Here is a 22,713-nt window from a genome sequence, read left to right on the forward strand (position 1 = left end):
ACTGGTGGCCTGTACGCCAGGATAAGCATTGCGCCTTGTTCGGGCTGCATATGGTCCTGAGCTCTTGCCGGGTGCAACGCCCGAAGTAAAGTAATTGCAATAATGCGTTAGAAGTTCACAACAAAATCACACATATTGAACACAAAAAGTGACTTTCTGTGAATTTTCATTGCTGCAACAGTTTCCTGATGGATACAATTGCCTCAGAAAATGCGATTCGGCGCAGGCCTTGTCGCCGCTTTTTGCATTCAACAAACCACTTCAATTGTAATCCCCAGGAATTTATGAAAACACGTAACATCGTGGTGGCACTCGCTTTGCCATTCGCCGTCGCATCTGCCTTTGCTCAAGATAGTAACGCCGTTCGTATCAGCGGTTTCGGTACCGGCGCTCTCACGTTTTCCGACACCGACCAGGCCGAGTTCGCCCGTTCGAACCAGTCGTCGGGTGTCAAAAAGGATCCACGCACCGGCGTCGATTCGAATCTCGGTCTGCAGGCCGACTATACCGTCAACAGCTGGTTGTCAGTCACCGGCCAGGGTCTGGTGCGCAAGGATGGCGAAGACAGCTTCGGCGCCGAACTGTCGTGGGCCTTCGTCAAGGCCAAGCTGTCGGACGACCTGAGCATCCGCGTCGGCCGCATGGCCATGCCAGCCTTCATGATTTCTGAATACCGCAATGTTGGCTACGCCAACACCTTCCTGCGTCCGCCGCAGGAACTGTATTCGCAGATGCCGCTCAATAACATCGACGGCGCCGACATCACCTGGCAGCAGCAGTACGCCGACACGACCGTCACGGCAACCGCCGCTTACGGCCGCAGCGAGTTCAAGACCTCGGGCGGCCCTACCGCCGAATCCCGCAACCAGTACGCGCTGAACCTGACGGCTGAACATGGTCCGTTCATCGTGCGCGTGGGCCGTAGCGGCACCAAGCTGTCGTCGGAAAGCGCGCAACTGGACGCCGCCGTGATCACGTTCAACAACACGGCTGCCGCGTTCAATGTCCCGCAAGTGGCCGACATGGGCGTGCTGCTCAACACCAAGGACCGCAAGTACACGTTCACGTCCGCTGGTCTTTCCATGGACTGGAAGAATATCGTTGTCCTGACCGAATACGCCAAGCGCAAGATGCCGGATTCGTTCCTGGGTTCGTCCAAGTCGTTCTACGTGATGGGCGGTTACCGCTTCGGCAAGTTCCTGCCGTACTACACCCACGCCAAGATCATGTCGAAGGGTGTGACCAACACCATTCCTGCGAACTGCCCAGCTGGTGCCTCGTTCGCATGCGCGCCAACGCTGGCGGCGCTGTCGGGCCTGATGAACATGCTGACCACGGCCATCGATGGCACGAGCCAGACCACCGACAGCATCGGTGTGCGCTGGGACTTCACGACCTCGGCCGCGCTCAAGGTCCAGGTCGATCGCATCAAGCCGCAAGGCAACGGCCAGTTCATCAACGTCCAGCCTGGCTTCAAGGGCCCGGTGACCGTCGGCGCCGTCGCGCTTGACTTCGTGTTCTAAGGATTTACCAATGAATCAATTGTTTAAAGCAAGCGTGATCCTGAGCGCATTGTTGCTAGCGCTGCCAGCCACTGCCGAAGTCGTCGTCGTCGTCAATGCGAAAGCCGCCGAGTCGTCGCTGACCAAGGACCAGGTGTCCCAGTTCTTCCTGGGTAAATCGACCGCCATGACCCCGGTCGACCAGGCGGAAAATGCGCCGGCGCGCGCCGAGTTCTACAAGAAGGTCACGGACAAGGATCCATCGCAGATCAAGGCACTCTGGTCGAAGCTGGTCTTCACCGGCAAGGCCACGATGCCGAAGGAAGTCGGCGACAACGCCGGCGTCAAGAAAGCCGTTGCAGCCGACCCGAAAGCGATTGGCTATATCGACAAGAGCGCGGTCGACGCGTCGGTCAAAGTGGTCTATTCCGGTTCCTGATCATTTATCGGTACCCCGCCGCGCGTGCGGCGGGTTTTGACTTCAGGAGCAGGCAGCATGAGCATCAAACGCAGGATCTGGGCACTGCCGATCATCTCGGCCATCATTTTTACCCTCGGGGTCGCCGTCAGTGCCGGCATCGCCAACAAGGCGCTCACGTCGATCCACACGACTGAAAGCGTGGATTACCCGGCGCTCGACATCAGCAAGGAACTGGCGGGCGACATCGAGGCGGTCACCAATGGCTTGCGCGACGCCGTCAGCGAAGGCGACAAGGCGCGCCTGACGCAGGTTGGCGAACAGGCCAACAAGGTGCGGGCCAAGCTGGCCAGCTTCGGCAAGATCGACGGGATGGGGCCAACCGGCGAGCGCCTCAGCAAAGAATTCGAACAGTATTATGCACCGGCGGTTTCGGCGGCCAGGATCATGCTCGACATGGAGCAAGGCGATCCGCAGGCGGTCGTGACGCGCATGCAGTCGACGCTTGCGACACTCAATACCGACGTCGCCAAGGTCAATGAACAAGCGCAGCAGCAATTCAAGGCTGGCATCACGCGCAGCGAAACCAGCGTGACGAATGTCCTGACGGTTACCATTGTCACCGGCCTGATCGTGATTGCCGTGCTGATCGCGGTGTCGTGGTTCATGGTGCGCACGATCTGGCAGCAACTGGGCGGCGAACCCGAATATGCGCGCGACATTGCCCGCATGGTCGCCGACGGCAACCTGTCGATGGCAATCCGCATCGAGCCGGGCGATAACAGCAGCCTGCTGGCCGCGCTGTCCGACATGCGCGATCGCCTGGCCAATATGGTCGCCGGCATCAAGACGTCGGCCGACACGATCGCGTCGGCCAGTGGCGATATCGCCAGCGGCAATGCCGACCTGGCCAGCCGCACCGAACTCCAGGCTGGTCGCCTCGAGAACACGACGCGTGCGATGGAAGCCTTGACCGATACCGTGCGCGCCAATGCCGCCAATGCCAATCAGGCGAAGGACCTGGTGGTCTCGGCCAGCGACATCGCCACGCGCGGCGGCGAAGTGGTGGGCAATGTGGTGTTGACCATGAGCGCCATTAACACGTCAGCCACCAAGATCGTCGAGATTATTTCGGTGATCGACGGCATCGCGTTCCAGACCAATATCCTGGCGCTGAACGCCGCAGTCGAGGCAGCCCGAGCAGGCGAACAGGGCCGTGGTTTCGCGGTCGTGGCGTCTGAAGTGCGCAACCTGGCGCAGCGCAGCGCCACTGCCGCCAAGGAAATCAAGGAATTGATCGGCGACTCAGTGTCCAAGGTCGATGCCGGCAGCGCGCTGGTCGATCAGGCCGGTAGCACGATGGAACAGATCGTCGCTGCGGTGCGCCGCGTGCAGACGATCATGGGCGACATCAGCGACGCCGGTCAGCGCCAGAGCGAAGGCATCGAGCAGATTGGCCTGGCGATCAGCGACATGGACCAGATGACGCAGCAGAACTCGGCGCTGGTCGAGGAAGCTTCGGCAGCTGCGACGTCGCTGACGGATCAGACGGCGCAGTTGTCGGAGGCGCTGGCGGTGTTCAAGCTGGATCACACTGCCGGGCCGCTGGCGGTCAAGGGTGGCCGCGCGGCGCCGCTGGCGCTGGCATAGGAGTAGGCGCGTGGACGGCTATGCCGTCCACCCTACGAATATGCAATGACCGCGACGGTCAGAACGCTGCAATGCCGGTCTGTGCGCGGCCGAGAATCAGCGCATGGATGTCATGCGTGCCCTCGTAGGTGTTGACCACTTCCAGATTGACCATGTGGCGGATGATGCCAAATTCATCCGAGATTCCATTACCACCCAGCATGTCGCGCGCGACGCGGGCAATGTCGAGCGACTTGCCGCACGAGTTGCGCTTCATGATCGACGTGATTTCCGGCGCCGCCGTGCCTTCGTCCTTCATCCGGCCCAGGCGCAGGCAGCCCTGCAGGCCGAGCGTGATCTCGGTCTGCATGTCGGCCAGCTTCTTTTGCACCAGCTGGTTTGCCGCCAGCGGTTTGCCGAACTGCTGGCGGTCCATCGTGTACTGGCGCGCCGTGTGCCAGCAATCTTCCGCCGCACCCAGTGCGCCCCAGGCGATGCCGTAGCGGGCCGAATTCAGGCAGGTGAACGGGCCTTTCAGGCCACGCACGTCCGGGAATGCGTTTTCTTCCGGGCAGAACACATTGTCCATGACGATTTCGCCAGTGACCGACGCGCGCAGGCCGAACTTGCCGTGGATCGCCGGGGCCGACAAACCTTTCCAGCCTTTTTCCAGCACGAAGCCACGGATCGCGCCTTCGTCATCCTTGGCCCACACGACAAACACGTCGGCCACAGGCGAATTGGTAATCCACATTTTCGCGCCAGAGAGGCTGTAGCCACCCTCGACCTTGCGGGCGCGGGAAATCATCGCGCCGGGGTCGGAGCCGTGGTTCGGTTCGGTCAAGCCGAAGCAGCCGATCCATTCGCCGGTGGCCAATTTGGGCAGGTATTTCTGCTTGGTCGCTTCATTGCCGAATTCGAAGATCGGCACCATGACGAGCGACGACTGCACGCTCATCATCGAGCGGTAGCCCGAATCGACGCGCTCGACTTCACGCGCGATCAGGCCGTAGGCGACGTAGTTCAGCGCCGGGCCACCGTATTGTTCCGGAATGGTCGGGCCGAGCAGGCCCAGTTCACCCATCTCGCGGAAAATCGACACATCCATCGACTCATGGCGGAACGCTTCAAGTACGCGCGGGCGCAGCTTGTCCTGGCAATAGGCAGCGCTGGCGTCGCGCACCATGCGCTCTTCGTCCGTGAGCTGGCTGTTGATCAACAGTGGGTCATCCCAGTGGAAAGCGGCTTTGCTTGTCATGATGGTCTCTTCTCTAAAATGGTCTTTACATATTCGGATAGTTCGGGCCGCCGCCGCCTTCGGGCGTCACCCAGACGATGTTCTGGGTCGGGTCCTTGATGTCGCAGGTCTTGCAGTGCACGCAGTTCTGGGCATTGATCTGCAGGCGGTCGCCCCCGTCTTCGCGCTTCACGTATTCGTAGACCCCGGCCGGACAGTAACGCTGCTCGGGGCCCGCGTATTTCGCCAGATTCACTTCCACGGGCACGCTCGGGTCCTTCAGCGTCAGGTGAATTGGTTCGTCTTCGCGGTGGTTGGTGTTCGAGATGAACACCGACGACAATTTATCAAACGTCAGCTTGCCATCCGGCTTCGGATAGACGATCGGCTTGAACTGCGCCGCCGGCTTCAGGCATTCATGGTCGGCGTGCTTGTGGTGCAGCGTCCATGGCGCCTTGCCGCGGAAGACGATCTGGTCGATGCCCGTCATGATCGTGCCCAGCACCAGGCCCTTGCTCATCCAGGGTTTGAAGTTGCGCGCCACGTGCAGCTCTTCGTGCAGCCATGATTGTTCAAATGCCGCCGGGAAGCTCGTCAGCTCGTCGCTCTTGCGGCCCTCGCTCAGCGCGGCAAACGCCGCCTCGGCCGCCAGCATGCCGGTCTTGATCGCTGCGTGGCTGCCCTTGATGCGGCTGGTGTTCAGGAAGCCCGCATCGCAGCCGATCAGCGCGCCGCCCGGGAATACCGTTTTAGGCAGCGATTGCAGGCCGCCTGCGGTAATCGAACGCGCGCCGTACGAGATGCGCTTGCCGCCTTCGAAGAAACCGCGGATGGCCGGGTGCGTTTTATAGCGCTGGAATTCTTCGTACGGCGACAGATACGGATTCTGGTACGACAACCCGACCACATAGCCGACTGCAACCTGGTTGTTCTCCAGGTGGTACAGGAACGAGCCGCCATACGTGTCGTTCGGCAGCGGCCAGCCGGCCGTGTGGATCACCAGGCCCGGCTGGTGCTTGGCCGGATCGATTTCCCACAGTTCCTTGATGCCGATACCGTAGGTCTGCGGATCTTTGCCCTTGTTCAGTTCGTACTTGGCCATCAGCTGGCGGCCCAGGTGGCCGCGCGAGCCTTCGGCGAAGAACGTGTATTTCGCATGCAGCTCCATGCCCAGCTGGAATTCGGGACCCGGCTCGCCATCGCGTTTCATCCCCATATTGCCGGTGGCGACGCCCTTGACCGAGCCATCTTCGTGGTACAGGATTTCAGCAGCCGGAAAGCCCGGGAAGATTTCCACGCCCAGCGCCTCGGCTTGCTGGCCCAGCCAGCGCACCACATTGGCCAGCGAAATCACGTAGTTGCCGTGATTGGCCAGTGCCGGCGGAATGGCAAAGGCCGGGGTCGCATACGATTTGGTTTCGCTCAGGAACAGGACGCGGTCTTCAGTCACGGCCGTATTGAGGGGCGCGCCTTGTGCTTTCCAGTCAGGTATGAGCTCATTCATCGCGCGCGGGTCCATCACCGCGCCGGACAGGATGTGGGCACCCAGCTCGCCGCCTTTTTCCAGCACGCAGACCGTGACTTCCTGGCCGTTCTCAGCAGCCAGCTGTTTCAGGCGGATCGCCGCCGATAGGCCGGCCGGGCCGCCGCCGACGACCACGATGTCGTATTCCATCGCCTCGCGTGGGCCGTATTGTTCAGTCAGATTCATGCCGTGGCCCCGGTCTCGCGCGAAAAATACAGCCCGTGCAGATGCTCGAGACTGACTTCGCTCGCCGCCTGCGACAGCACCACTTTACCGCTTTGCATCAGGTAGACGTGGTCGGCCACGCCCACCGCGCGGTGCGTGTTCTGCTCGACCAGGATCATCGTGCGGCCATCGTCCTTGAGTCGTTTGAGGATCGCGAACAGCTCGTTGACCATCACCGGCGCCAGGCCCAGCGACGGCTCATCGATGATCAGGACCTTCGGGTCGCTCATCAGGCCGCGCGCCATGGCCAGCATCTGCGCCTCGCCACCCGACAGCGAACCGGCCATCTGGCGACGCCGCTCGCGCAGGCGCGGGAACATCTCGAACGAGCGCTCCAGGTTGTGCGCCGCGTGCGCGCGGTGCTGCGGCGCAAAAGCGCCCATCATCAGGTTTTCCTCGACCGTCATGTCGCGAAACACCATGCGGCCTTCGGGAATCATCGCCATCGACACCTTGTGCATGTCCCAGGTCGGCGTGCCGTTGAGCGGCTTGCCGTCGAGCGTGATGGTGCCTTGCGACACGGGGATCAGCCCCATCATGGCGCGCAGCAGCGTGGTCTTGCCGGCGCCGTTCTGGCCGATGATGGTGGTCAGTTTGCCCGGTGCGATGCTGAGCGACAAATCCCACAGCACATTGATCGCGCCATAACCAGCGCGCACGTTCTGGATTTCAAGCATGGTCGACCTCGCCTCCGGTATAGCTCTTGATGACGGCCGGGTTGTTGAAGACCTCGGCCGGCGTGCCTTCGGCAATCATGCCGCCGAAGTTCAGCACCGCCACCCGCTGGCACAGATTGCTGATGGTTTCGATGTCATGCTCGATGATCAGAATGCCGACCGAGAATTTGGCATGCAGGTCCTTGAGCATGTTCATGAAGTTGCGCTTGCCACTGGTTTCCAGGCCCGCCAGCACTTCGTCGAGCAGCAGCAGTTTTGGGTTGGTGGAGAGCGCCTTGGCCACTTCGAGCGCCTTCAGTTCGGTCAGCGCCAGGCCGCTCGATGCATCACGCCCGGCCTTGGCAGCCAGGTTGGTGAAGTCCAGGATCTCGTCGATGCGGCGCTGGTCGACCGAACCGGTGCCGAAGCGCTGCGCGACTTCCAGGTTCTGGCGCACGGTCAGCTCGTGCATCGGCTGCGGGATCTGGAAGGTACGGCCGATGCCCATGCGGGCACGCTGGTACATCGGCGCCTTGAGCACATCGGCGTCATTGAACAGGATGCGGCCCGTAGTCGGGCGCACCAGCCCCGAAATCGCATTGAAGAGTGTGGTCTTGCCGGCGCCATTGGCGCCGACCAGGCCCACCAGGTCCCCCGTGCCGACCGCCAGCGTGACATCGTTGACCGCCGTGAGGCCGCCGAAGCGGACGGTGACGTTTTCAAGTTGCAGCATGTTTTTTCCTTAGCGCCCGGCGGATCATGCCCAGCAGGCCATCCGGGCTGGCAATGATCATCACGACCAGCACCACGCCGAGAACCAGCTGGTGTCCGGTCGGCATGAAGTTCTTGATGAATAACTGGTCGACCAGGTACACCACGACGGCGCCAATCAGCGGGCCCGTGATGGTGCGGTAGCCGCCAAAGATCGCCGCGACGATCGGGATCGTTACCCACACCGCACTGAAGGCATAATCCGGTTCGAGGAAGTTGATGTAGTGCGCATTGAAGGCGCCTACGGCGCCGCACATGAAGGCCGACACCAGCAGCATCAGGCCCTTGAGCAGCGTGTTGTTCACGCCCACCACGCGCGTGGCATCCTCGCTGTCGTGCATGGCGCGCAGGGCCAGGCCGTGGGGGCTGCGGCGGATAACGTCGTAGGCCCAGGCAAACAGCAATACCATCGTCAGGATCACGAGGTAATTGCCGGTGTGGGTGCCGAAATTGTAGTCGAACACGGTCGGCAGGGTCGGGATCCTGGCAATGCCGCCGGCGCCGTTCGTGACTGACGTCCATTCAGTGGCAACGATGCGGAAGATGTGCGCATACGCCAGGATGGCCAGCGCAAAGTAGGGGCCCCGCAGGCGCAGCACGGGCAGCATCAGGACCGCCGACAGCACCGCACCGACGCCGCCCAGCACCAGGCCGATGAAGACCGGCACGTTGTACTGCATCGTCAGCACGGCCGACGTATAGGCGCCCACGCCAAAGAACGCCGCATGGCCGAAGCTGACCATGCCGCCCAGGTTGCCCAGCAGCGCCCACGACAGCGCGACGCCGCCAATGATCAGCGAGGCGATGACCAGGCTCATCACATAGCTGTTGCCGCCCAGCGCGAATGGCACCACGAGATACGTCGCCACCAGCGTGGCGATCAGGAGTTTGTTGAGTTTCATCCGCGCCTCCGTGCCACACCAAACAGGCCATTGGGCATCACGAACAACACCACCAGGAACAGGCCCATCCCGGCCAGTTCCTGCAGCGCCGAACTGGCCAGCGTGATCGTCAGCGATTCGGCCACGCCCAGCAGGATTGCGCCGATCAGGACGCCGGGGATCGAGCCGAGGCCCGCCAGCACGGTAATGATGAATGCTTTCACGGTCAGTACGCTGCCATAGCCCGGCGTGACGACGCCATAACTGAACAGGGCGACACCGGCAAAGGCGGCCAGGATGCCGGCCACGATGAACGACACCAGCTCCGTGCGGCCAGGGTTGATCCCCATCAGCTTGGCGGCGTCGCGGTTGCTCGACACGGCGCGCACGGCGCGGCCATACCAGCTGCGCGACAACCACCACCACAGCGCCACGATCAGCACGAGGCTCACGCCGAAGAACAGCACTTCGCTGCGCATGCTGTAGAGCTCGCCAACGATGAAGGCTTCCTGCATCCAGGTCGAGCTCGTGGTGCGCACGTCGGCGCTCCAGATCATCAGGACCAGGTTGGTGAGGATCACGCCGACGCCGAAGGTCAGCGTCAGTGAATTGATTTCGCGATGCACCGTCACCCGGCTGACCAGGAAGTACAGCAGGCTCGAGGTGATGGTCACGATGATCACGGCGGCGGGAATCGCGGCCAGCGGATTCCAGCCGAGTTGCGATTCGACCGTGTAGGCGATGTAGGCCGCCAGCAATACCAGTTCGCCGTGCGCCAGGTTGATCACGTTCATGGCGCCGAACACGAGCGCCAGTCCCAGTGCAATCAGGGCGTAGGAGCCGCCCTGCAACAACCCGGAATACACGGCTTGTAGAATCAAGTCCGTCATTTCTGCATCCAATCGATTATTCTCGCGGGCAGGGGGATCCTGCCCGTCTCGCTCATGCGCTCACTCATGCGCCCACAGCGTTACCAGGGCAGGCCCGGATAGACCGGCTTGGCGGTCGCCGATTCTTTCGGCCATACCAGCTCGACCTTCTTGCCCTGGTGCTGGCCCATGCGCTGCGTGAAGTTCGGGTTGTCGCCCCGGGCATCGAACTGCACCCGGCCGATCAGGGTCTGGCGATCGGTCTTGCGCATTTCTTCGACCACGCCGCCTTTTTTCAGCGTGCCCTTGTCGGCGGCGCGTGCGATCGCTTCGAACAGCAGCATCGACTGGACGTAGCCGAACTGGCCCAGGTAATCCGGGTCCTTGTTCAGCAGTGCCTTGTAGCCGTCGGCAAAGCGCTTGCCTTCTTCAGTCGAGAACTGCACCGGGTATGGGAGCACGGCGGTGCCGTACACGTTCGGCATCAGGTCCGGGAAATCGGCCGCCATCTTCGGCGTTGCCAGCGACCACACGCCGGCGACGCCCTTGATGCTTGGCTTGAGGACCCGCGCGGCGCGCAGGATGCCGACGTAGTCGTTTTCGTAGCCGACCATGACGATGAATTCGGAGCGGTCGCGCAGTTTCACCTTGTTGATGATCGGCTTGAAGTCGGTGATCAACGGGTCGAACGCGTGCGTGACGACTTTGACGCCCTTGGCTGCCAGGGTTTTTTCGACGTCCGAGGCCAGACCGTGGGTCGCATCCTTGGTCGAATAGATGATCGACACCGACTTGACGTTGAGGTCGGTAAGCAGGCCGACGAGGGCCTTCTGGTAACCCTGGGTGTTATTGATGCGGAAGAAATTCTTGCGCCCGGCATTGACCAGGCCATCGTCAACGCCACCCGACGTCACATAGGCCAGGCCCAGTTTGCCGGCAGCGTCCGAGGCAGGGGAAATATTGTTGGACGCGTAGCCGCCCGTGATGGCGACCACGTTCTGGCTGGCCAGCTTTTCCACCGCAGCCACGGCCTTGGCCGGCGCCGATTCGTCGTCGACGGTGATGAGTTTGATCGTGTGCTTGCCGTTGGTCTTGTTGAAGACCTCGGCCGCGACGCGGATACCCTCTTGGGTGCCCAGGCCGACGCGGGCCAGCGGTCCGGTCAGCGGAATCTGCACGCCGACCAGAAATTCTTCGGCACTTGCCAGGTTGATGCTGCCGACGGTGCCCAGTGCCAGGATGGCGAGGACGATCTTGTTTGCCTTCATCATGTCTCCGTTATTTTTTAGTGAATGTAGGAATAGTCAAAAACGACGGCAAGCCGAGGGCCTCACCGCGTGCAGCGGCGTCGCTCCTTGATTGCCGGTACCACGGCACCGCTAGCCGATATGCCGGCCCATGCTGATTTCGACGTTGCGCACCAGTTGCACCAGGCGAGGACCGAGGTCCTCGACCAGCTTTTCGTAGGGCAGCAAAAAGGCCGGGCCACCGCAATTGAATGCCATCGTCCGGGCGATGTCCTGGTCGAGCAGCGGCACGCCGACTGCGCTGATGTTCGCGTCCCACAGGCCGGACGACAGGACGAAGCCGCGGTCCTGGTAATCCTTGAAGCCCTGTTCGATGTCGGTCTTGATCTTGGGCCAGTTGGTGTCGGCCGTCAGGCGGATATGGTCCATCAAAAAATCGCGGTCGGTTTGCGGCAGGCCGCACAGATAGGCCTTGCCCATCGCGGTCGTGGCCAGCGGGATGCGCGAACCGGCATCGCGCCGCAGCGTGACCGCAGCGCTGCCGCGGCAGGCTTCGACATACACCATGTGCAGGCGGTCGCGGATCCCGATCGCCACGCTGCACTGGGCGTATTCAGCCAGTTCCTGCATGGCCGGCCGGGCCAGTTTGCGCACGTCGAGGTTGGCGAGCAGGGTGTAGCCGAGCGCCAGCACGGGCGCGCCGAGCTGGTAGCGGCCCTGGTCGGCCGAATACGTGAGGTAGCCGAGTTTGGTCAGCGTGTAAGTCAGGCGTGAAATCGTCGGCTTGGGCATCCCGGTGCGCTTGGCCATCTCGCTGTTGGTGAGATACGCCTCGCCCGGGCGGAAGCAGCGCAGGATTTCCAGGCCGCGCGCCAGAGCAGTGACGAACTGGCGGTCCTTGCCGTTGTCTTCGTCGGGCGCGTCATCCTGGGGCGCTTGTGGTAACTCTTGCTGTAGCTCTTGCGAGGTGGCGGGTGCCGCCAGCAAAGGGTCTTCCAGTGACTGGATCGAGTCCATTCTTGTCTCCTATGCCCGGCATCTCCGGCTGGGCTTGAGTCGGATATTCACATACCGAAAACCGGAGTGTCAACAGTTTTTGTGAAATGGTCGTTCGCAGAGCGAAACACCTAGTATGGGTAATTACGTTCATTCGACGAATTTCGCACAGCGAATCACTGGATCTGCCGGTTTTACCCGCAAAAGCGGCGCTGTGAAGTCGTTTACATTTTCGAGAAAAATCGGTTATCGTTGATCGCAACAAGAAATGCAAAACTCGGTTTCGCACAGCGAACCGACTTAGCATCGAACATAAAATCAAGGAGACAGCTCATGCACACCGGCGCAACTGGCCCGGTCGCTCGTGCCATGCACGGCGACATTCTCGTCGTCACCATCGACAATCCTCCCGTCAATGCGCTTGGCGTCGACGTCCGTCGCGGCCTCGCCGCGGCGATCGACGCAGCCGTGGCCGACGCTGCCGTCAAGGCCGTGCTGATCGTCGGTAGCGGCAAGACCTTCATCGGCGGCGCCGATATCCGCGAATTCGGCAAGCCGCCGATGGCGCCGTTCCTGCCCGACGTCTGCAACGGTATCGAAGCCTGCAGCAAACCGGTGATTGCCGTGATCCACGGCGCTGCGCTCGGCGGTGGACTCGAGATCGCGCTGGCGGCGCACTACCGTTTGGCGCTGCCCGCAGCGAAACTGGGTTTACCCGAAGTGGCGCTTGGCCTGCTGCCGGGCGCCGGCGGCACCCAGCGCACGCCGCGCCTGATCGGCGCCGCCGCAGCGCTCGACCTGATGCTGAGCGGCCGCCACGCAGGCGCGGCCGAAGCGGCAAAACTGGGCCTGGTCGACCGGGTGGTGGATGGGGCCGACCCGCTCGCAGCCGGCCTGGCGTATGCGCAGGAGCTGGTGCAGGGTGGGGCGCCGGTACGGCGTACCCGTGACGCCACGCAGCTTGCCGACACGGCGGCCCAGCGCGCCGCGATCGACAGCGCCCGCGCCGAGACGGCCAAAAAATCACGCGGTCTGTTCTCGCCCCTGAAAATCGTGGACGCGGTGCAGGGCGCGCTTGAGCTGCCGTTCGACGAAGGCCAGGCGCTGGAGCGCAAGCTGTTCCTCGAATGCCTCGACAGTCCGCAGCGCGCCGGGCTGGTGCATGCCTTCTTCGCCGAGCGCGAAACGGCCCGGGCGCCGGAGACGCGCAGTGCCAAGCCACGCCCGATCAATAGCATCGGTGTCGTCGGTGGCGGCACCATGGGCGCCGGCATCGCCGTTGCCGTCCTCGATGCCGGCTTGCCGGTCACGATGATCGAGCGCGACGACGAGGCGCTGGCGCATGGCCGCAAGCATGTCGAGAAGGTGTATGACGGCCTGATCGCCAAAGGCCGCATCACGCAGGACGCCAAAGACGCTACCATGGCGCGCTTCAATGGCAGCACGTCGTACGACGCGCTGGCCCAGGCCGATCTGGTGATCGAAGCCGTGTTCGAAGACATGGCCGTGAAACACGCCGTGTTTGCCGAACTCGATCGCGTCTGCAAACCCGGTGCGGTGCTGGCCACCAATACGTCCTACCTCGACATCGACGCCATCGCGGCGGCCATCTCGCGCCCGCAGGACGTCGTCGGCCTGCATTTCTTCTCGCCGGCGAACATCATGAAGCTGCTCGAGATCGTCGTGCCGGCCAAGGTGGCCGACGACGTGGTCGCCACCGCGTTCGACCTGGCAAAGAAGCTGCGCAAGGTGCCGGTGCGCGCCGGCGTGTGCGACGGTTTCATCGGCAACCGCATCCTCGCCGTGTACGGCCAGGCCGCGCACGCGATGATGGAAGACGGCGCCTCGCCCTACCAGATCGACAAGGCACTGCGTGACTTCGGCTACCCGATGGGGCCGTTCCAGGTCTCCGACCTGGCCGGTGGCGACATCGGCTGGGCCACGCGCAAGCGGCGCGCCCCCACGCGTGACCCGCGCGCACGTTACGTGCAGATCGCCGACCGCCTGTGCGAACGGGGCTGGTTCGGCCAGAAAACCGGGCGTGGCTACTACCTGTATCCTGACGGTGCCCGCGTCGGCACGCCGGACCCGGAAGTCGAGGCCATCATCGATGCCGAACGTGAACGCGCCGGTAAATCACCGCGCAGCTTCAGTGACGCCGAGATCGTGCGCCGCTACCTGGCCGCGATGATCAACGAGGGCGCCAATGTCGTGCACCAGAAGATCGCTCTGCGGCCACTCGATGTGGATGTGACGTTCGTGCACGGCTACGGCTTCCCGCGCTACCGCGGCGGCCCGATGCACTATGCCGACACGGTCGGTCTGCCCACGATCCTGGCCGACATCCGCGAGTTTGCCAAGGAAGACCCGCTGTCCTGGCAGCCGTCGCCGCTGCTGGTCGAACTGGTCGACAAGGGCGCCAATTTCGCCAGCCTGAATCAATCCGCGTAGAACCCATCGTTCTCAATCAGTCAGGAGACTCGCCATGCGCGAAGCTGTCATCGTTTCAACCGCCCGCACCCCGCTGACCAAGGCGCACCGCGGCGAATTCAATATCACCCCTGGCGCCCAGCTGGCCGCCTTTGCCGTGCGCGCCGCCGTCGAGCGCGCCGGCATCGATCCGGCCATGATCGAGGATGCGATTCTCGGCTGCGGCTACCCGGAAGGCACCACCGGTCGCAACGTCGCGCGCCAGAGCGTGATCCGCGCCGGCCTGCCGATCACGATCGCCGGCACCACCGTCAACCGTTTCTGCGCCTCGGGCCTGCAGGCAATCGCCATCGGCGCCGGCCGCATCATCGTCGACGGCGCGCCGGCCATCATCGCCGGCGGTGTGGAGAGCATCTCGCACATCCGCAGCCGCGACAGCGGCGATTCGGGCATCGACCCGTGGATCCTGGAACACAAGCCGGACCTGTATCTGCCGATGATCGACACTGCCGACATCGTTGCCGCGCGCTACAACATCAGCCGCGAAGCGCAGGACCGCTTCTCGTTCGAATCCCAGCGCAAGACCGAGGCGGCGCAGCTGGCCGGCCGCTACAGCGAAGAAATCGTCGCCTGCACCACGACCATGGCCGTCACCGACAAGGAGACGAAAGAAGTCAGCCACCGTGAAGTCACGATCGCCGAAGACACCTGCAACCGGCGCGGCACGACCTATGAAGGCCTGGCCAAGCTGGCGCCGGTCATGGGCGAGGGCAAATTCGTCACCGCCGGCAATGCGTCGCAGCTGTCCGATGGCGCGTCGGCCTGCGTGATGATGGAAGCAAAAGAAGCCGAACGCCTCGGCTTGACGCCGCTGGGCGCCTTCCGTGGCATGGCGGTGGCCGGCTGCGAGCCGGATGAAATGGGCATCGGCCCCGTGTTCGCGGTGCCCAAGCTCTTGAAGCGCTTCGGCCTGACGGTGGACGACATCGACCTGTGGGAACTGAACGAAGCGTTTGCCTCGCAGGCGATCTACTGCCAGCAGCAACTCGGCATTCCCGACGAGCGCCTGAACGTCGACGGTGGCGCGATTTCGATCGGCCACCCGTTCGGCATGACGGGGGCGCGCCTGGCCGGCCACATTCTGATTGAAGGCCGGCGCCGCGGCGCGAAGTACGCCGTGGTCACGATGTGCATCGCCGGCGGCATGGGCGCTGCGGGCCTGTTCGAGATTTTCTAAAGGATCATCATGGATTTACATTTCACCCCTGAACAAGAGCGCTTTCGCGACGAGGTACGGGCATTCCTGGCCGAGAAGCTGCCGCAGGACCTGTCGGAAAAAGTCGCCAATGGCATGCACCTGTCGAAGGCCGACATGGAGCGCTGGCACGCGATCCTGAATGAGCGCGGCTGGCTGGCAAACCACTGGCCGGAAGCATACGGCGGCCCGGGCTGGGACGCCATCGAAAAATTTATCTTCGAGACCGAATGCGCGCTGGCCAATACGCCGCGCATCGTGCCGTTCGGCGTCAACATGCTGGGCCCGGTCCTGATCAAGTACGGCAACCAGGCGCAAAAGGACTACTGGCTGCCCCGCATCCTGGATGGCTCGGACTGGTGGTGCCAGGGATATTCGGAGCCGGGCGCGGGCTCCGACCTCGCTGCGGTCAAGTGCAGCGCCGTGCGCGGTGTGGACGCCGACGGCGAGCATTACATCGTCAATGGCCAGAAGACCTGGACCACGCTCGGCCAGCACGCCAACATGATCTTCTGCCTGGTGCGCACCGATGCGGGCGCCAAGAAGCAGGAGGGCATCAGCTTCCTGCTGATCGACATGCAGTCACCGGGCGTGGACGTGCGCCCCATCACGCTGCTCGATGGCGAGCGCGAAGTGAACGAAGTATTCTTCACCGATGTGCGGGTGCCGGTGCAGAACCTGGTCGGTGAAGAGCATCGCGGCTGGACCTGCGCCAAATATCTGCTGACGTATGAACGCACGAACATCGCCGGCGTCGGCTTCTCGATGGCGGCGCTGGCGCGTTTGAAACGCATCGCGCAGGAGCAGACGCGCGGTGGCAAGCCGCTGGCCGATGATCCGGGCTTTGCGCGCCGCCTGGCGCTTGTCGAGATCGACCTGGACAACATGAAGACCACCAATCTGCGCGTGATCGCGGCAGTGGCTGGCGGCGGCGTGCCGGGCGCGGAGAGTTCGATGCTCAAGATTCGCGGCACCGAGATCCGCCAGGAGATCAATGCGCTGACGCGGCGCGCGATGGGCGTGTATGCGCGCCCGTTCACGCAGGACATGCTCGATGCGGCCAATGATGGCCCAAGCTTCGGGCCGGATTTTGCGGCCGCCGCCTCGGCGCAATACTTCAACAACCGCAAGCTGTCGATCTTCGGCGGCTCCAACGAGATCCAGAAAAACATCATCTCCAAGATGATCCTCGGACTGTAAGGGCAAGCGACATGAACTTCGAACATACAGAAGAACGGCGCATGCTGGCCGATAGCCTGAACCGCTTCATCGCCCAGCAATACCACATCGAAGCGCGGCACAAGATCGCCGCCTCGCCAGAAGGCTTTTCCAACGCCATGTGGCAGCAGTTCGCCGAACTGGGTGTGGTGGGCATGCTGCTGCGCGAAGAAGACGGCGGCTTCGGCGGGGCCGGTTTTGACATCGCGGTCGTGTTCGAGGCGCTGGGCCGTGGCCTGGTGCTCGAGCCACTGCTGGGTAGCGCCGTGCTGGCGGCTGAAGCCATCGCGGCAGCCGGCACTGATGCGCAAAAAGAGGTATTGGCCAGCATCGCCGATGCGTCAGTCATCGCCGCGTTTGCCCACGACGAACCGGGCGCGCATTACGAACTGGCGCGCGTGGCGACGAGTGCGCGCCGCGAAGGCGACGGCTGGGTGATCGACGGTGCCAAGGCCGTCGTGGCCAACGCCGAACATGCACAGTGGATCGTCGTGCCGGCGCGCACCGCGGGCGCAGTCGATGACGAAGCGGGTATTTCGCTGTTCCTGGTCCCTGGCGATGCGGCCGGCCTGTCGATGGTGGGCACACCGACGATGGACGGCGGCCGTGTGGCCGAGCTGACCCTCAGCGGCGTGAAGGTCGGCGCTGATGCGCTGCTCGGTGAGCCGGGGCAGGGTTTTGCTGCGCTCGAGCGCGCCATCGGCCGCGGCGTGCTGGCCCTGTGCGCAGAAGCCCTGGGCGCGATGGAAGCGGCCAAGGAAGCGACCCTCGACTACCTGCGCACGCGCAAGCAATTCGGGGTCGTGATCGGCAGCTTCCAGGCGCTGCAGCATCGCATGGCCGACCTGCTGCTCGAGATCGAGCAGGCCCGTTCGGCGGTGATCAATGCCGCGTCTGCCCTGGACGCCGACCGCATCACGCGTGAGCGCAGCCTGTCGGCTGCCAAAGCCAGCATTGGCCGGATCGGCACGCTGGTGGCGGAAGAATGCATCCAGCTGCACGGCGGTATCGGCATGACGTGGGAGCTGCCGCTGGCGCACTACGCCAAGCGCCTGGTGATGATCGACCATCAGCTGGGCGACGAAGACCATCACCTGGCGCGCTATATTGCCCTGGCTCATGAGTCAACCCAGACCAGTGAGGCCACCCCGGCATGAACGCCCCCGGCCTCATGATGCGCACCGATGGCGCGGTGCGCATTCTCGTCAACAGCAATCCGGCGGCGAAGAATGCGATCATCCCGGCGCTGTACGACGCGCTGCCGGCCGCGCTCGAACAGGCGGCGCAGGACCCGGCCATCGGCGCCATCGTGCTGGTCGGCGACGGCGACTTTTTCTGCGCCGGTGGCGACTTGCGCCAGCTGGCCACGCGCCGCGCGCTGGCGCCGGACGAACGACGCGCCAAGGTCGAACGCCTGCACGACCTGGTGCGCGCGCTGCGCGCCTGCCCCAAGCCGGTGATTGCCGCGGTCGAGGGTGGGGCGGCCGGCGCCGGCCTGTCCCTGGCGCTGGCCTGCGACATGGTGGTCGCGGCCGACGATGCCTTCTTTTCGATGGCGTATGTCAAGGTCGGCCTGAGTCCGGATGGTGGCGCGACGGCGTTTCTGGCGCGCTGCATGTCGCGCCAGTTGCTGACCGAGCTCTGCCTGCTGGGCGAGCGCCTGCCGGCCGCGCGCCTCCATGCGCTGGGCGCGGTCAACCGCCTGGCCGCGCCGGGCCAGGCACTGGTCGATGCGATCGCGCTGGCAGCGCGCGTGGCCGCCGGGCCAGTCAATGCCAACGGGCGCATCAAGGTGCTGTGCGAAAATGCCGGGGCCGCAAGCCTGGCCGGGCAGCTCGACCTGGAAGCCGCGCTGATGGTGCAGTCGCAGGGCGACGACGAAGCGCAGGAAGGCATTGCGGCCTTTTTTGACAAGCGCACGCCCGCTTTCGCGGCGCTGCGGGGCGCCGCAGCCACGGGTCGGCCACAAGAATGACGTTTGCCGGCTCCCTGTAAACGAGCCGGGTATCTGGAGTGTTATGACTGACAAATCTGCTTTGCCTCTGTCCGGCGTGCGCGTGCTGGACTTCTCGCGCGTGCTGGCCGGCCCGTGGTGCGCGATGGTGCTGGGCGACCTGGGCGCCGAAGTGATCAAGGTGGAGCACCCCGAGCGCGGCGACGACACGCGCGACTGGGGCATGCGCATCGGCGCCACCGAAACCGCGTACTTCAACAGCGTCAACCGCAACAAGCGTTCGGTGTGCCTCGACCTGAAAACACCCGAGGGCCAAACCCTCGCGCGGGATCTGATCCGCAAGAGCGACATCGTGATCCAGAACTTCAAGTTCGGCGACATCGAACGCCTTGGCCTGGGCTACGACGCCCTGAAGGACGAGCAGCCGGGCCTGATCTACTGCTCGATCACGGGTTACGACCGTACCGGCCCGGAAGCCGCACGGCCCGGCTACGACCTGGTGATCCAGGGTGAATCGGGCCTGATGGCGCTCAACGGCGAACCAACCCAGCCGCCGCTGAAATTTGGCGTGGCCGCGGTCGACATGATGACGGGGATGTACGCCGCGCAGGGCGTGCTGGCGGCGCTGTACGAGCGCGAAAAGACGGGCAAGGGCCGCCACATCGGCATGGCGCTGTTCGACTGCGGCCTGATGATCACCGCGTACTACGGCCTGGAAGCGCTGCTGCGCGGTAACGACCCGCCGCGTTACGGCAATGCGCATCCATCGATCATGCCGTATGGCGTGTATGAGGCAAAGGATGGTCCACTGGTCGTTGCGGTAGGTAATAACAGCCAGTTCGTCCGCTTCTGCAACGACGTGATCGAACGACCAGACATCGCATTGGATGAGCGTTTCAAGACCAACCTGGCGCGCACGCAGCACCGCGACGAACTGATGCCCGAGATCAAACGCGAACTGGCGCAGCGCACGCGCAGCGATCTGCTTGCGTGCATGAGCCGGGTCGGTATCCCGTGTGGCGAGGTCGCGGGGCTGCATGAAGCATTGACATCGACCCGTGCGCAGCAGGGCGGCCTGGTCAAGGAGATGCCGCATCCTGAAGTGGGCAGCGTTCCGGTACTCGCCTCGCCCTATCGCTTTGACGGTGAGCGCCTGCCGATACGCAGCGCACCGCCATGCCTGGGCGAGGGGACGGACGACGTGCTGCACGAGTTGCTCGGCTTGTCGACCGAGACGCTGGCCGGGTTGCGGGAGCGCGGTGTCGTTTAACTACATCAAAGCATGCCGCTAATGCCTGCCGGTTTTGCATGGCGAAATGAACTGCATTAGAATGGAATTTGACCACCATTCTTGACCAGGGCTTTCCCATGCCAGTGAGCGATACCCTTCCTGATGATGTCCAAGTAGGAGACATCGCTGATGCGGCCGAGGCGCCGCGTGGCGCCGAAGAGCGCTACTTCATCACGGCGCTGGCGCGTGGCCTCGAGGTCCTGGCCTGCTTTCGTTCAGCCGACAAGGGGCTGAGCAACCAGCAGATCGCCGAGCGCTGCGGCTTGCCCAAGTCCACCGTCACCCGCATTACCTATACGCTGACCACGCTCGGCTACCTGGCGCAGGAACCCGGCGGGCGTTACACGCTCGGCAGCGCCACGCTCGGCCTGGGCAGCGCGATGCTGGCCCGGCTCGATATCCGCCAGCTGGCGCGCCCGATGATGCAGGAGCTGGCCGAATTCTCCGGCACCACCGTGTCGATCGCGATGCGGGATCGGCTGTCGATGATCTATGTGGAGGTGTGCCGCAGCAGCGCGGCGCTGGCGCTGGCGCTGCAGGTGGGCTCGCGCATGCCGCTGGCGACTTCGGCGATCGGCCGCGCCTACCTGGCACGGGCGGCCGAGAATGAACGCAGGGATATCCTGAGCCGGTCGATGGAGCTGGACGAAACAGCGTTCGAGGCCATGCGCACGGGTCTGGCCAAGGGCTTGAGCGACTACGAGACGTATGGCTGCACGACCTCGTTCGGCGACTGGCAGAAGGACGTCAACGGCATCGCGGTCGGCTTCATGCCGATCGGTGGCAGCCAGATCATGTCGATCAATTGTGGCGGCCCCTCGTCGAGCGTGTCGACCGCCTTCCTGCTCGATGAGGTGCGCCCGCGCCTGATCGAGGTCGCCCGGCGCCTCGAGTCGTAATCAGGCGACCCTCAATACCCGGCCTCCAGCTGGTCGGGGCGCAAGGCGTTCATCACCGCAAACACGCCGCTGGCGCGCAGGATGCGGCGCGCGCCGACCTGCAGGAAGCAGTTGGCAAAGGCCATCCGCTTGCCCATTTTCTGTACCTCGACATGCGCTTCGACCCAGTCGCCGGGCCTGGCCGCGTCGATGAAATCGGTGCTCAGGTTGACGGTCACGAACGACTGGCGTCCTTCGCAATACAGCGTCAAGCCGAGACCAAGTGCGGAATCGGCCAGACTGGCCAGCATTCCGCCATGGGCGATGCCGCGCATATTGGTGTGCTTGTCCTCGATGCGCATCGCGAACACGATCTCACCCTCGCGCCGGCGGCAATACAGCTCGCCCAGGTTGGCCATGTACGGCCCACCGCGGTTGAGGCGTTCGAAGCCGGGCGGGACGGAGGGTGGCGCGGAAGGTGGTACGGAATGCACGTCGTCGTGTGTCGTCATCAGAACATGTGCATGATGCCCATCGTGAACCGGTTGGCCGAGTCGCTGCCGACCGCCACGAAGTTCTGGGCCAGGTTGATCTGGTCAGTTTTAACGATGCTGTCGGTCGCGGCGTGGCCCACCGAGACGTAGCCGGTCGTACGCTTGCTCATCAGGTAGCGGCCGATCAGGATGAATTGCTGCGCATCGTCCTTCAGGTCGCCCGAGCGCTTGACCTGGTAGGCCGCGGCCGTGACCAGGAAGGCCGGCGCCACCGGCACATCGGCGCCGACGCCGAGCACTGCGATCTTGCGGCCAGTGCTGCGCAGTTCATTCCACGAATAGGTCGACTTGAGCGTCACCGCCGGGAACGCGTACTTGATGCCATACGCGTGCGACGTGAGCAGGTCGGTGTCGGTGATGTTCTTCATGCGCGCATAGGCGCCGGCAACGGCCAGCTTGCCGGTGTTGTACAGCAGCGCGCCGCCCTGGTACGAACTTTTCTGCGCGTTGCCTGCCTGCTCGCCGAAGGCGCGCATCAAGGCAAAACTCAGGCCCTTGAACACGGGCGACGTGTACTTGATCGAGTTGTTCTGGCGCAGGGCCGTGCCGCCGTTGTTGGCGCCGTAGGGCGCATACACGGCGGCGTTGTTCATCGCCGAGAACAGCACGTTCGGGCTGCTGGACGCGAAGCCCAGGCCCAGCGGATCGGCCATGCCGACCGACATGATGCCGACGATATTCTGGCGGCCGATGTCGATGGCGCCGTAGTTGGTGACGATGCCGACCGTGGCTTCGCGGTCGAACAGGCTGGTGCCCGACGGGGTGCCGAACGGGACGCCGGCGCCGCCCGTGTCATTGAGCAGCGTGCCTTCCAGCCCGAAGCGCGCCTTCATGCCGCCGCCCAGGTCTTCCTGACCCTTGATGCCCCAGCGCGATACCTGCATCTGGCCGGTATCGACCTTGGTCTGGTCGCCTTGCGGGCCGTCGTTGGTCAGGCGGGTCAGGCCGGCATCGATGATGCCGTACAGGGTAATGGCCGATTGCGCGGACGCGGTCGGTGCGGCTGATACGCAGGCGCATAGCGCCGCCGTTGCGATGATGTGTTTCTTCACTCGGTCTGTCTCCATTATTGTGATGGTGCCGGCCCGTCGCCAGCCATGACGATGGCCGACGACAGATCCATGAAGCGGGTTTCTCTTTGCGGAACCAGATCTTCAATAATGAAACTGTAGGTTTT

20 protein-coding genes are annotated in these 22,713 nt (G+C 63.6%); 10 read left to right on the plus strand and 10 right to left on the minus strand.

Annotated elements, in window-relative coordinates; all coding sequences use genetic code 11:
- Nucleotides 1–284: 284 nt before the first annotated feature.
- From IFU00_09160 to IFU00_09170, 3 genes are read left to right on the plus strand one after another with little or no spacing between them, the layout of a single operon-like run.
- Nucleotides 285–1,523, plus strand: coding sequence for a hypothetical protein (locus IFU00_09160; GenBank protein ID MBD8542449.1), 1,239 nt, complete (start codon nucleotides 285–287; stop codon nucleotides 1,521–1,523).
- Nucleotides 1,524–1,533: 10 nt separating this feature from the next.
- Nucleotides 1,534–1,941, plus strand: coding sequence for a hypothetical protein (locus IFU00_09165; protein ID MBD8542450.1), 408 nt, complete (start codon nucleotides 1,534–1,536; stop codon nucleotides 1,939–1,941).
- A gap of 57 nt (nucleotides 1,942–1,998) precedes the next feature.
- Entirely contained in the window at nucleotides 1,999–3,570 is a 1,572-nt protein-coding gene (locus tag IFU00_09170) for a chemotaxis protein (GenBank protein MBD8542451.1), read from the plus strand.
- Nucleotides 3,571–3,628: 58 nt separating this feature from the next.
- On the opposite strand, the gene IFU00_09175 is transcribed toward IFU00_09170, so the two are convergent.
- The 8 genes from IFU00_09175 to IFU00_09210 all read right to left on the minus strand — a co-directional run bounded on the left by IFU00_09175 (nucleotide 3,629) and on the right by IFU00_09210 (nucleotide 11,977).
- A complete protein-coding gene (locus IFU00_09175) occupies nucleotides 3,629–4,807 on the minus strand; it encodes an acyl-CoA dehydrogenase (protein MBD8542452.1) in 1,179 nt (392 codons plus the stop codon).
- Between the two features lie 25 nt (nucleotides 4,808–4,832).
- The gene (locus tag IFU00_09180; GenBank protein ID MBD8542453.1) at nucleotides 4,833–6,461 is read right to left on the minus strand and encodes an electron transfer flavoprotein-ubiquinone oxidoreductase; all 1,629 of its coding nucleotides are present in this window, start codon (nucleotides 6,459–6,461) and stop codon (nucleotides 4,833–4,835) included.
- 32 nt (nucleotides 6,462–6,493) lie between these two features.
- Nucleotides 6,494–7,213: an ABC transporter ATP-binding protein gene (locus IFU00_09185; protein ID MBD8542454.1), complete on the minus strand. Its 720-nt coding sequence runs from the start codon at nucleotides 7,211–7,213 to the stop codon at nucleotides 6,494–6,496.
- Nucleotides 7,206–7,925, minus strand: coding sequence for an ABC transporter ATP-binding protein (locus IFU00_09190; GenBank protein ID MBD8542455.1), 720 nt, complete (start codon nucleotides 7,923–7,925; stop codon nucleotides 7,206–7,208). The genes IFU00_09185 and IFU00_09190 overlap by 8 nt, the downstream gene beginning before the upstream one ends.
- Nucleotides 7,912–8,865 carry a branched-chain amino acid ABC transporter permease gene (locus IFU00_09195; protein ID MBD8542456.1) on the minus strand — a complete coding sequence of 318 codons (954 nt, stop codon included), beginning with the start codon at nucleotides 8,863–8,865 and terminating at the stop codon, nucleotides 7,912–7,914. Before IFU00_09195 ends, IFU00_09190 begins: the two co-directional genes overlap by 14 nt.
- The gene (locus IFU00_09200; protein MBD8542457.1) at nucleotides 8,862–9,734 is read right to left on the minus strand and encodes a branched-chain amino acid ABC transporter permease; all 873 of its coding nucleotides are present in this window, start codon (nucleotides 9,732–9,734) and stop codon (nucleotides 8,862–8,864) included. Before IFU00_09200 ends, IFU00_09195 begins: the two co-directional genes overlap by 4 nt.
- An 80-nt stretch (nucleotides 9,735–9,814) precedes the next feature.
- On the minus strand, nucleotides 9,815–10,981 hold the full coding sequence (locus IFU00_09205) for an ABC transporter substrate-binding protein (GenBank protein MBD8542458.1): 1,167 nt from the start codon (nucleotides 10,979–10,981) through the stop codon (nucleotides 9,815–9,817).
- A gap of 111 nt (nucleotides 10,982–11,092) precedes the next feature.
- Nucleotides 11,093–11,977 (minus strand): IclR family transcriptional regulator, encoded by an 885-nt coding sequence (locus tag IFU00_09210; GenBank protein ID MBD8542459.1) that lies wholly within the window; start codon nucleotides 11,975–11,977, stop codon nucleotides 11,093–11,095.
- Nucleotides 11,978–12,289: 312 nt separating this feature from the next.
- Here IFU00_09210 and IFU00_09215 point away from each other — a divergent pair, with 312 nt between their 5' ends.
- The 7 genes from IFU00_09215 to IFU00_09245 all read left to right on the plus strand — a co-directional run bounded on the left by IFU00_09215 (nucleotide 12,290) and on the right by IFU00_09245 (nucleotide 21,003).
- Nucleotides 12,290–14,407, plus strand: a complete 2,118-nt coding sequence (locus tag IFU00_09215) for an enoyl-CoA hydratase/isomerase family protein (protein MBD8542460.1) — start codon at nucleotides 12,290–12,292, stop codon at nucleotides 14,405–14,407.
- Nucleotides 14,408–14,441: 34 nt separating this feature from the next.
- Nucleotides 14,442–15,623 carry an acetyl-CoA C-acyltransferase gene (locus tag IFU00_09220; GenBank protein MBD8542461.1) on the plus strand — a complete coding sequence of 394 codons (1,182 nt, stop codon included), beginning with the start codon at nucleotides 14,442–14,444 and terminating at the stop codon, nucleotides 15,621–15,623.
- Between the two features lie 9 nt (nucleotides 15,624–15,632).
- Nucleotides 15,633–16,841, plus strand: coding sequence for an acyl-CoA dehydrogenase family protein (locus IFU00_09225; GenBank protein ID MBD8542462.1), 1,209 nt, complete (start codon nucleotides 15,633–15,635; stop codon nucleotides 16,839–16,841).
- Between the two features lie 11 nt (nucleotides 16,842–16,852).
- Nucleotides 16,853–18,016, plus strand: coding sequence for an acyl-CoA dehydrogenase family protein (locus IFU00_09230; GenBank protein ID MBD8542463.1), 1,164 nt, complete (start codon nucleotides 16,853–16,855; stop codon nucleotides 18,014–18,016).
- A complete protein-coding gene (locus IFU00_09235) occupies nucleotides 18,013–18,834 on the plus strand; it encodes an enoyl-CoA hydratase/isomerase family protein (protein MBD8542464.1) in 822 nt (273 codons plus the stop codon). Before IFU00_09230 ends, IFU00_09235 begins: the two co-directional genes overlap by 4 nt.
- A gap of 43 nt (nucleotides 18,835–18,877) precedes the next feature.
- A complete protein-coding gene (locus IFU00_09240) occupies nucleotides 18,878–20,083 on the plus strand; it encodes a CoA transferase (protein MBD8542465.1) in 1,206 nt (401 codons plus the stop codon).
- A gap of 98 nt (nucleotides 20,084–20,181) precedes the next feature.
- Nucleotides 20,182–21,003: an IclR family transcriptional regulator gene (locus IFU00_09245; GenBank protein ID MBD8542466.1), complete on the plus strand. Its 822-nt coding sequence runs from the start codon at nucleotides 20,182–20,184 to the stop codon at nucleotides 21,001–21,003.
- Nucleotides 21,004–21,014: 11 nt separating this feature from the next.
- On the opposite strand, the gene IFU00_09250 is transcribed toward IFU00_09245, so the two are convergent.
- On the minus strand, nucleotides 21,015–21,494 hold the full coding sequence (locus IFU00_09250; protein MBD8542467.1) for a PaaI family thioesterase: 480 nt from the start codon (nucleotides 21,492–21,494) through the stop codon (nucleotides 21,015–21,017).
- Nucleotides 21,494–22,588 carry a porin gene (locus tag IFU00_09255; protein MBD8542468.1) on the minus strand — a complete coding sequence of 365 codons (1,095 nt, stop codon included), beginning with the start codon at nucleotides 22,586–22,588 and terminating at the stop codon, nucleotides 21,494–21,496. Before IFU00_09255 ends, IFU00_09250 begins: the two co-directional genes overlap by 1 nt.
- Between the last annotated feature and the right edge of the window lie 125 nt (nucleotides 22,589–22,713).

The sequence above is a fragment of the Oxalobacteraceae sp. CFBP 8761 genome (assembly GCA_014841595.1).
Classification (GTDB): Bacteria; Pseudomonadota; Gammaproteobacteria; order Burkholderiales; family Burkholderiaceae_D; genus Telluria.

Bases quoted from the DNA above. Each gene is read 5' to 3' on its own strand.
- IFU00_09160 (MBD8542449.1), top strand. From the start codon at position 285: ATGAAAACACGTAACATCGTGGTGGCACTCGCTTTGCCATTCGCCGTC.
- IFU00_09165 (MBD8542450.1), top strand. From the start codon at position 1,534: ATGAATCAATTGTTTAAAGCAAGCGTGATCCTGAGCGCATTGTTGCTA.
- IFU00_09170 (MBD8542451.1), top strand. From the start codon at position 1,999: ATGAGCATCAAACGCAGGATCTGGGCACTGCCGATCATCTCGGCCATC.
- IFU00_09175 (MBD8542452.1), bottom strand. From the start codon at position 4,807: ATGACAAGCAAAGCCGCTTTCCACTGGGATGACCCACTGTTGATCAAC.
- IFU00_09180 (MBD8542453.1), bottom strand. From the start codon at position 6,461: ATGGAATACGACATCGTGGTCGTCGGCGGCGGCCCGGCCGGCCTATCG.
- IFU00_09185 (MBD8542454.1), bottom strand. From the start codon at position 7,213: ATGCTTGAAATCCAGAACGTGCGCGCTGGTTATGGCGCGATCAATGTG.
- IFU00_09190 (MBD8542455.1), bottom strand. From the start codon at position 7,925: ATGCTGCAACTTGAAAACGTCACCGTCCGCTTCGGCGGCCTCACGGCG.
- IFU00_09195 (MBD8542456.1), bottom strand. From the start codon at position 8,865: ATGAAACTCAACAAACTCCTGATCGCCACGCTGGTGGCGACGTATCTC.
- IFU00_09200 (MBD8542457.1), bottom strand. From the start codon at position 9,734: ATGACGGACTTGATTCTACAAGCCGTGTATTCCGGGTTGTTGCAGGGC.
- IFU00_09205 (MBD8542458.1), bottom strand. From the start codon at position 10,981: ATGAAGGCAAACAAGATCGTCCTCGCCATCCTGGCACTGGGCACCGTC.
- IFU00_09210 (MBD8542459.1), bottom strand. From the start codon at position 11,977: ATGGACTCGATCCAGTCACTGGAAGACCCTTTGCTGGCGGCACCCGCC.
- IFU00_09215 (MBD8542460.1), top strand. From the start codon at position 12,290: ATGCACACCGGCGCAACTGGCCCGGTCGCTCGTGCCATGCACGGCGAC.
- IFU00_09220 (MBD8542461.1), top strand. From the start codon at position 14,442: ATGCGCGAAGCTGTCATCGTTTCAACCGCCCGCACCCCGCTGACCAAG.
- IFU00_09225 (MBD8542462.1), top strand. From the start codon at position 15,633: ATGGATTTACATTTCACCCCTGAACAAGAGCGCTTTCGCGACGAGGTA.
- IFU00_09230 (MBD8542463.1), top strand. From the start codon at position 16,853: ATGAACTTCGAACATACAGAAGAACGGCGCATGCTGGCCGATAGCCTG.
- IFU00_09235 (MBD8542464.1), top strand. From the start codon at position 18,013: ATGAACGCCCCCGGCCTCATGATGCGCACCGATGGCGCGGTGCGCATT.
- IFU00_09240 (MBD8542465.1), top strand. From the start codon at position 18,878: ATGACTGACAAATCTGCTTTGCCTCTGTCCGGCGTGCGCGTGCTGGAC.
- IFU00_09245 (MBD8542466.1), top strand. From the start codon at position 20,182: ATGCCAGTGAGCGATACCCTTCCTGATGATGTCCAAGTAGGAGACATC.
- IFU00_09250 (MBD8542467.1), bottom strand. From the start codon at position 21,494: ATGACGACACACGACGACGTGCATTCCGTACCACCTTCCGCGCCACCC.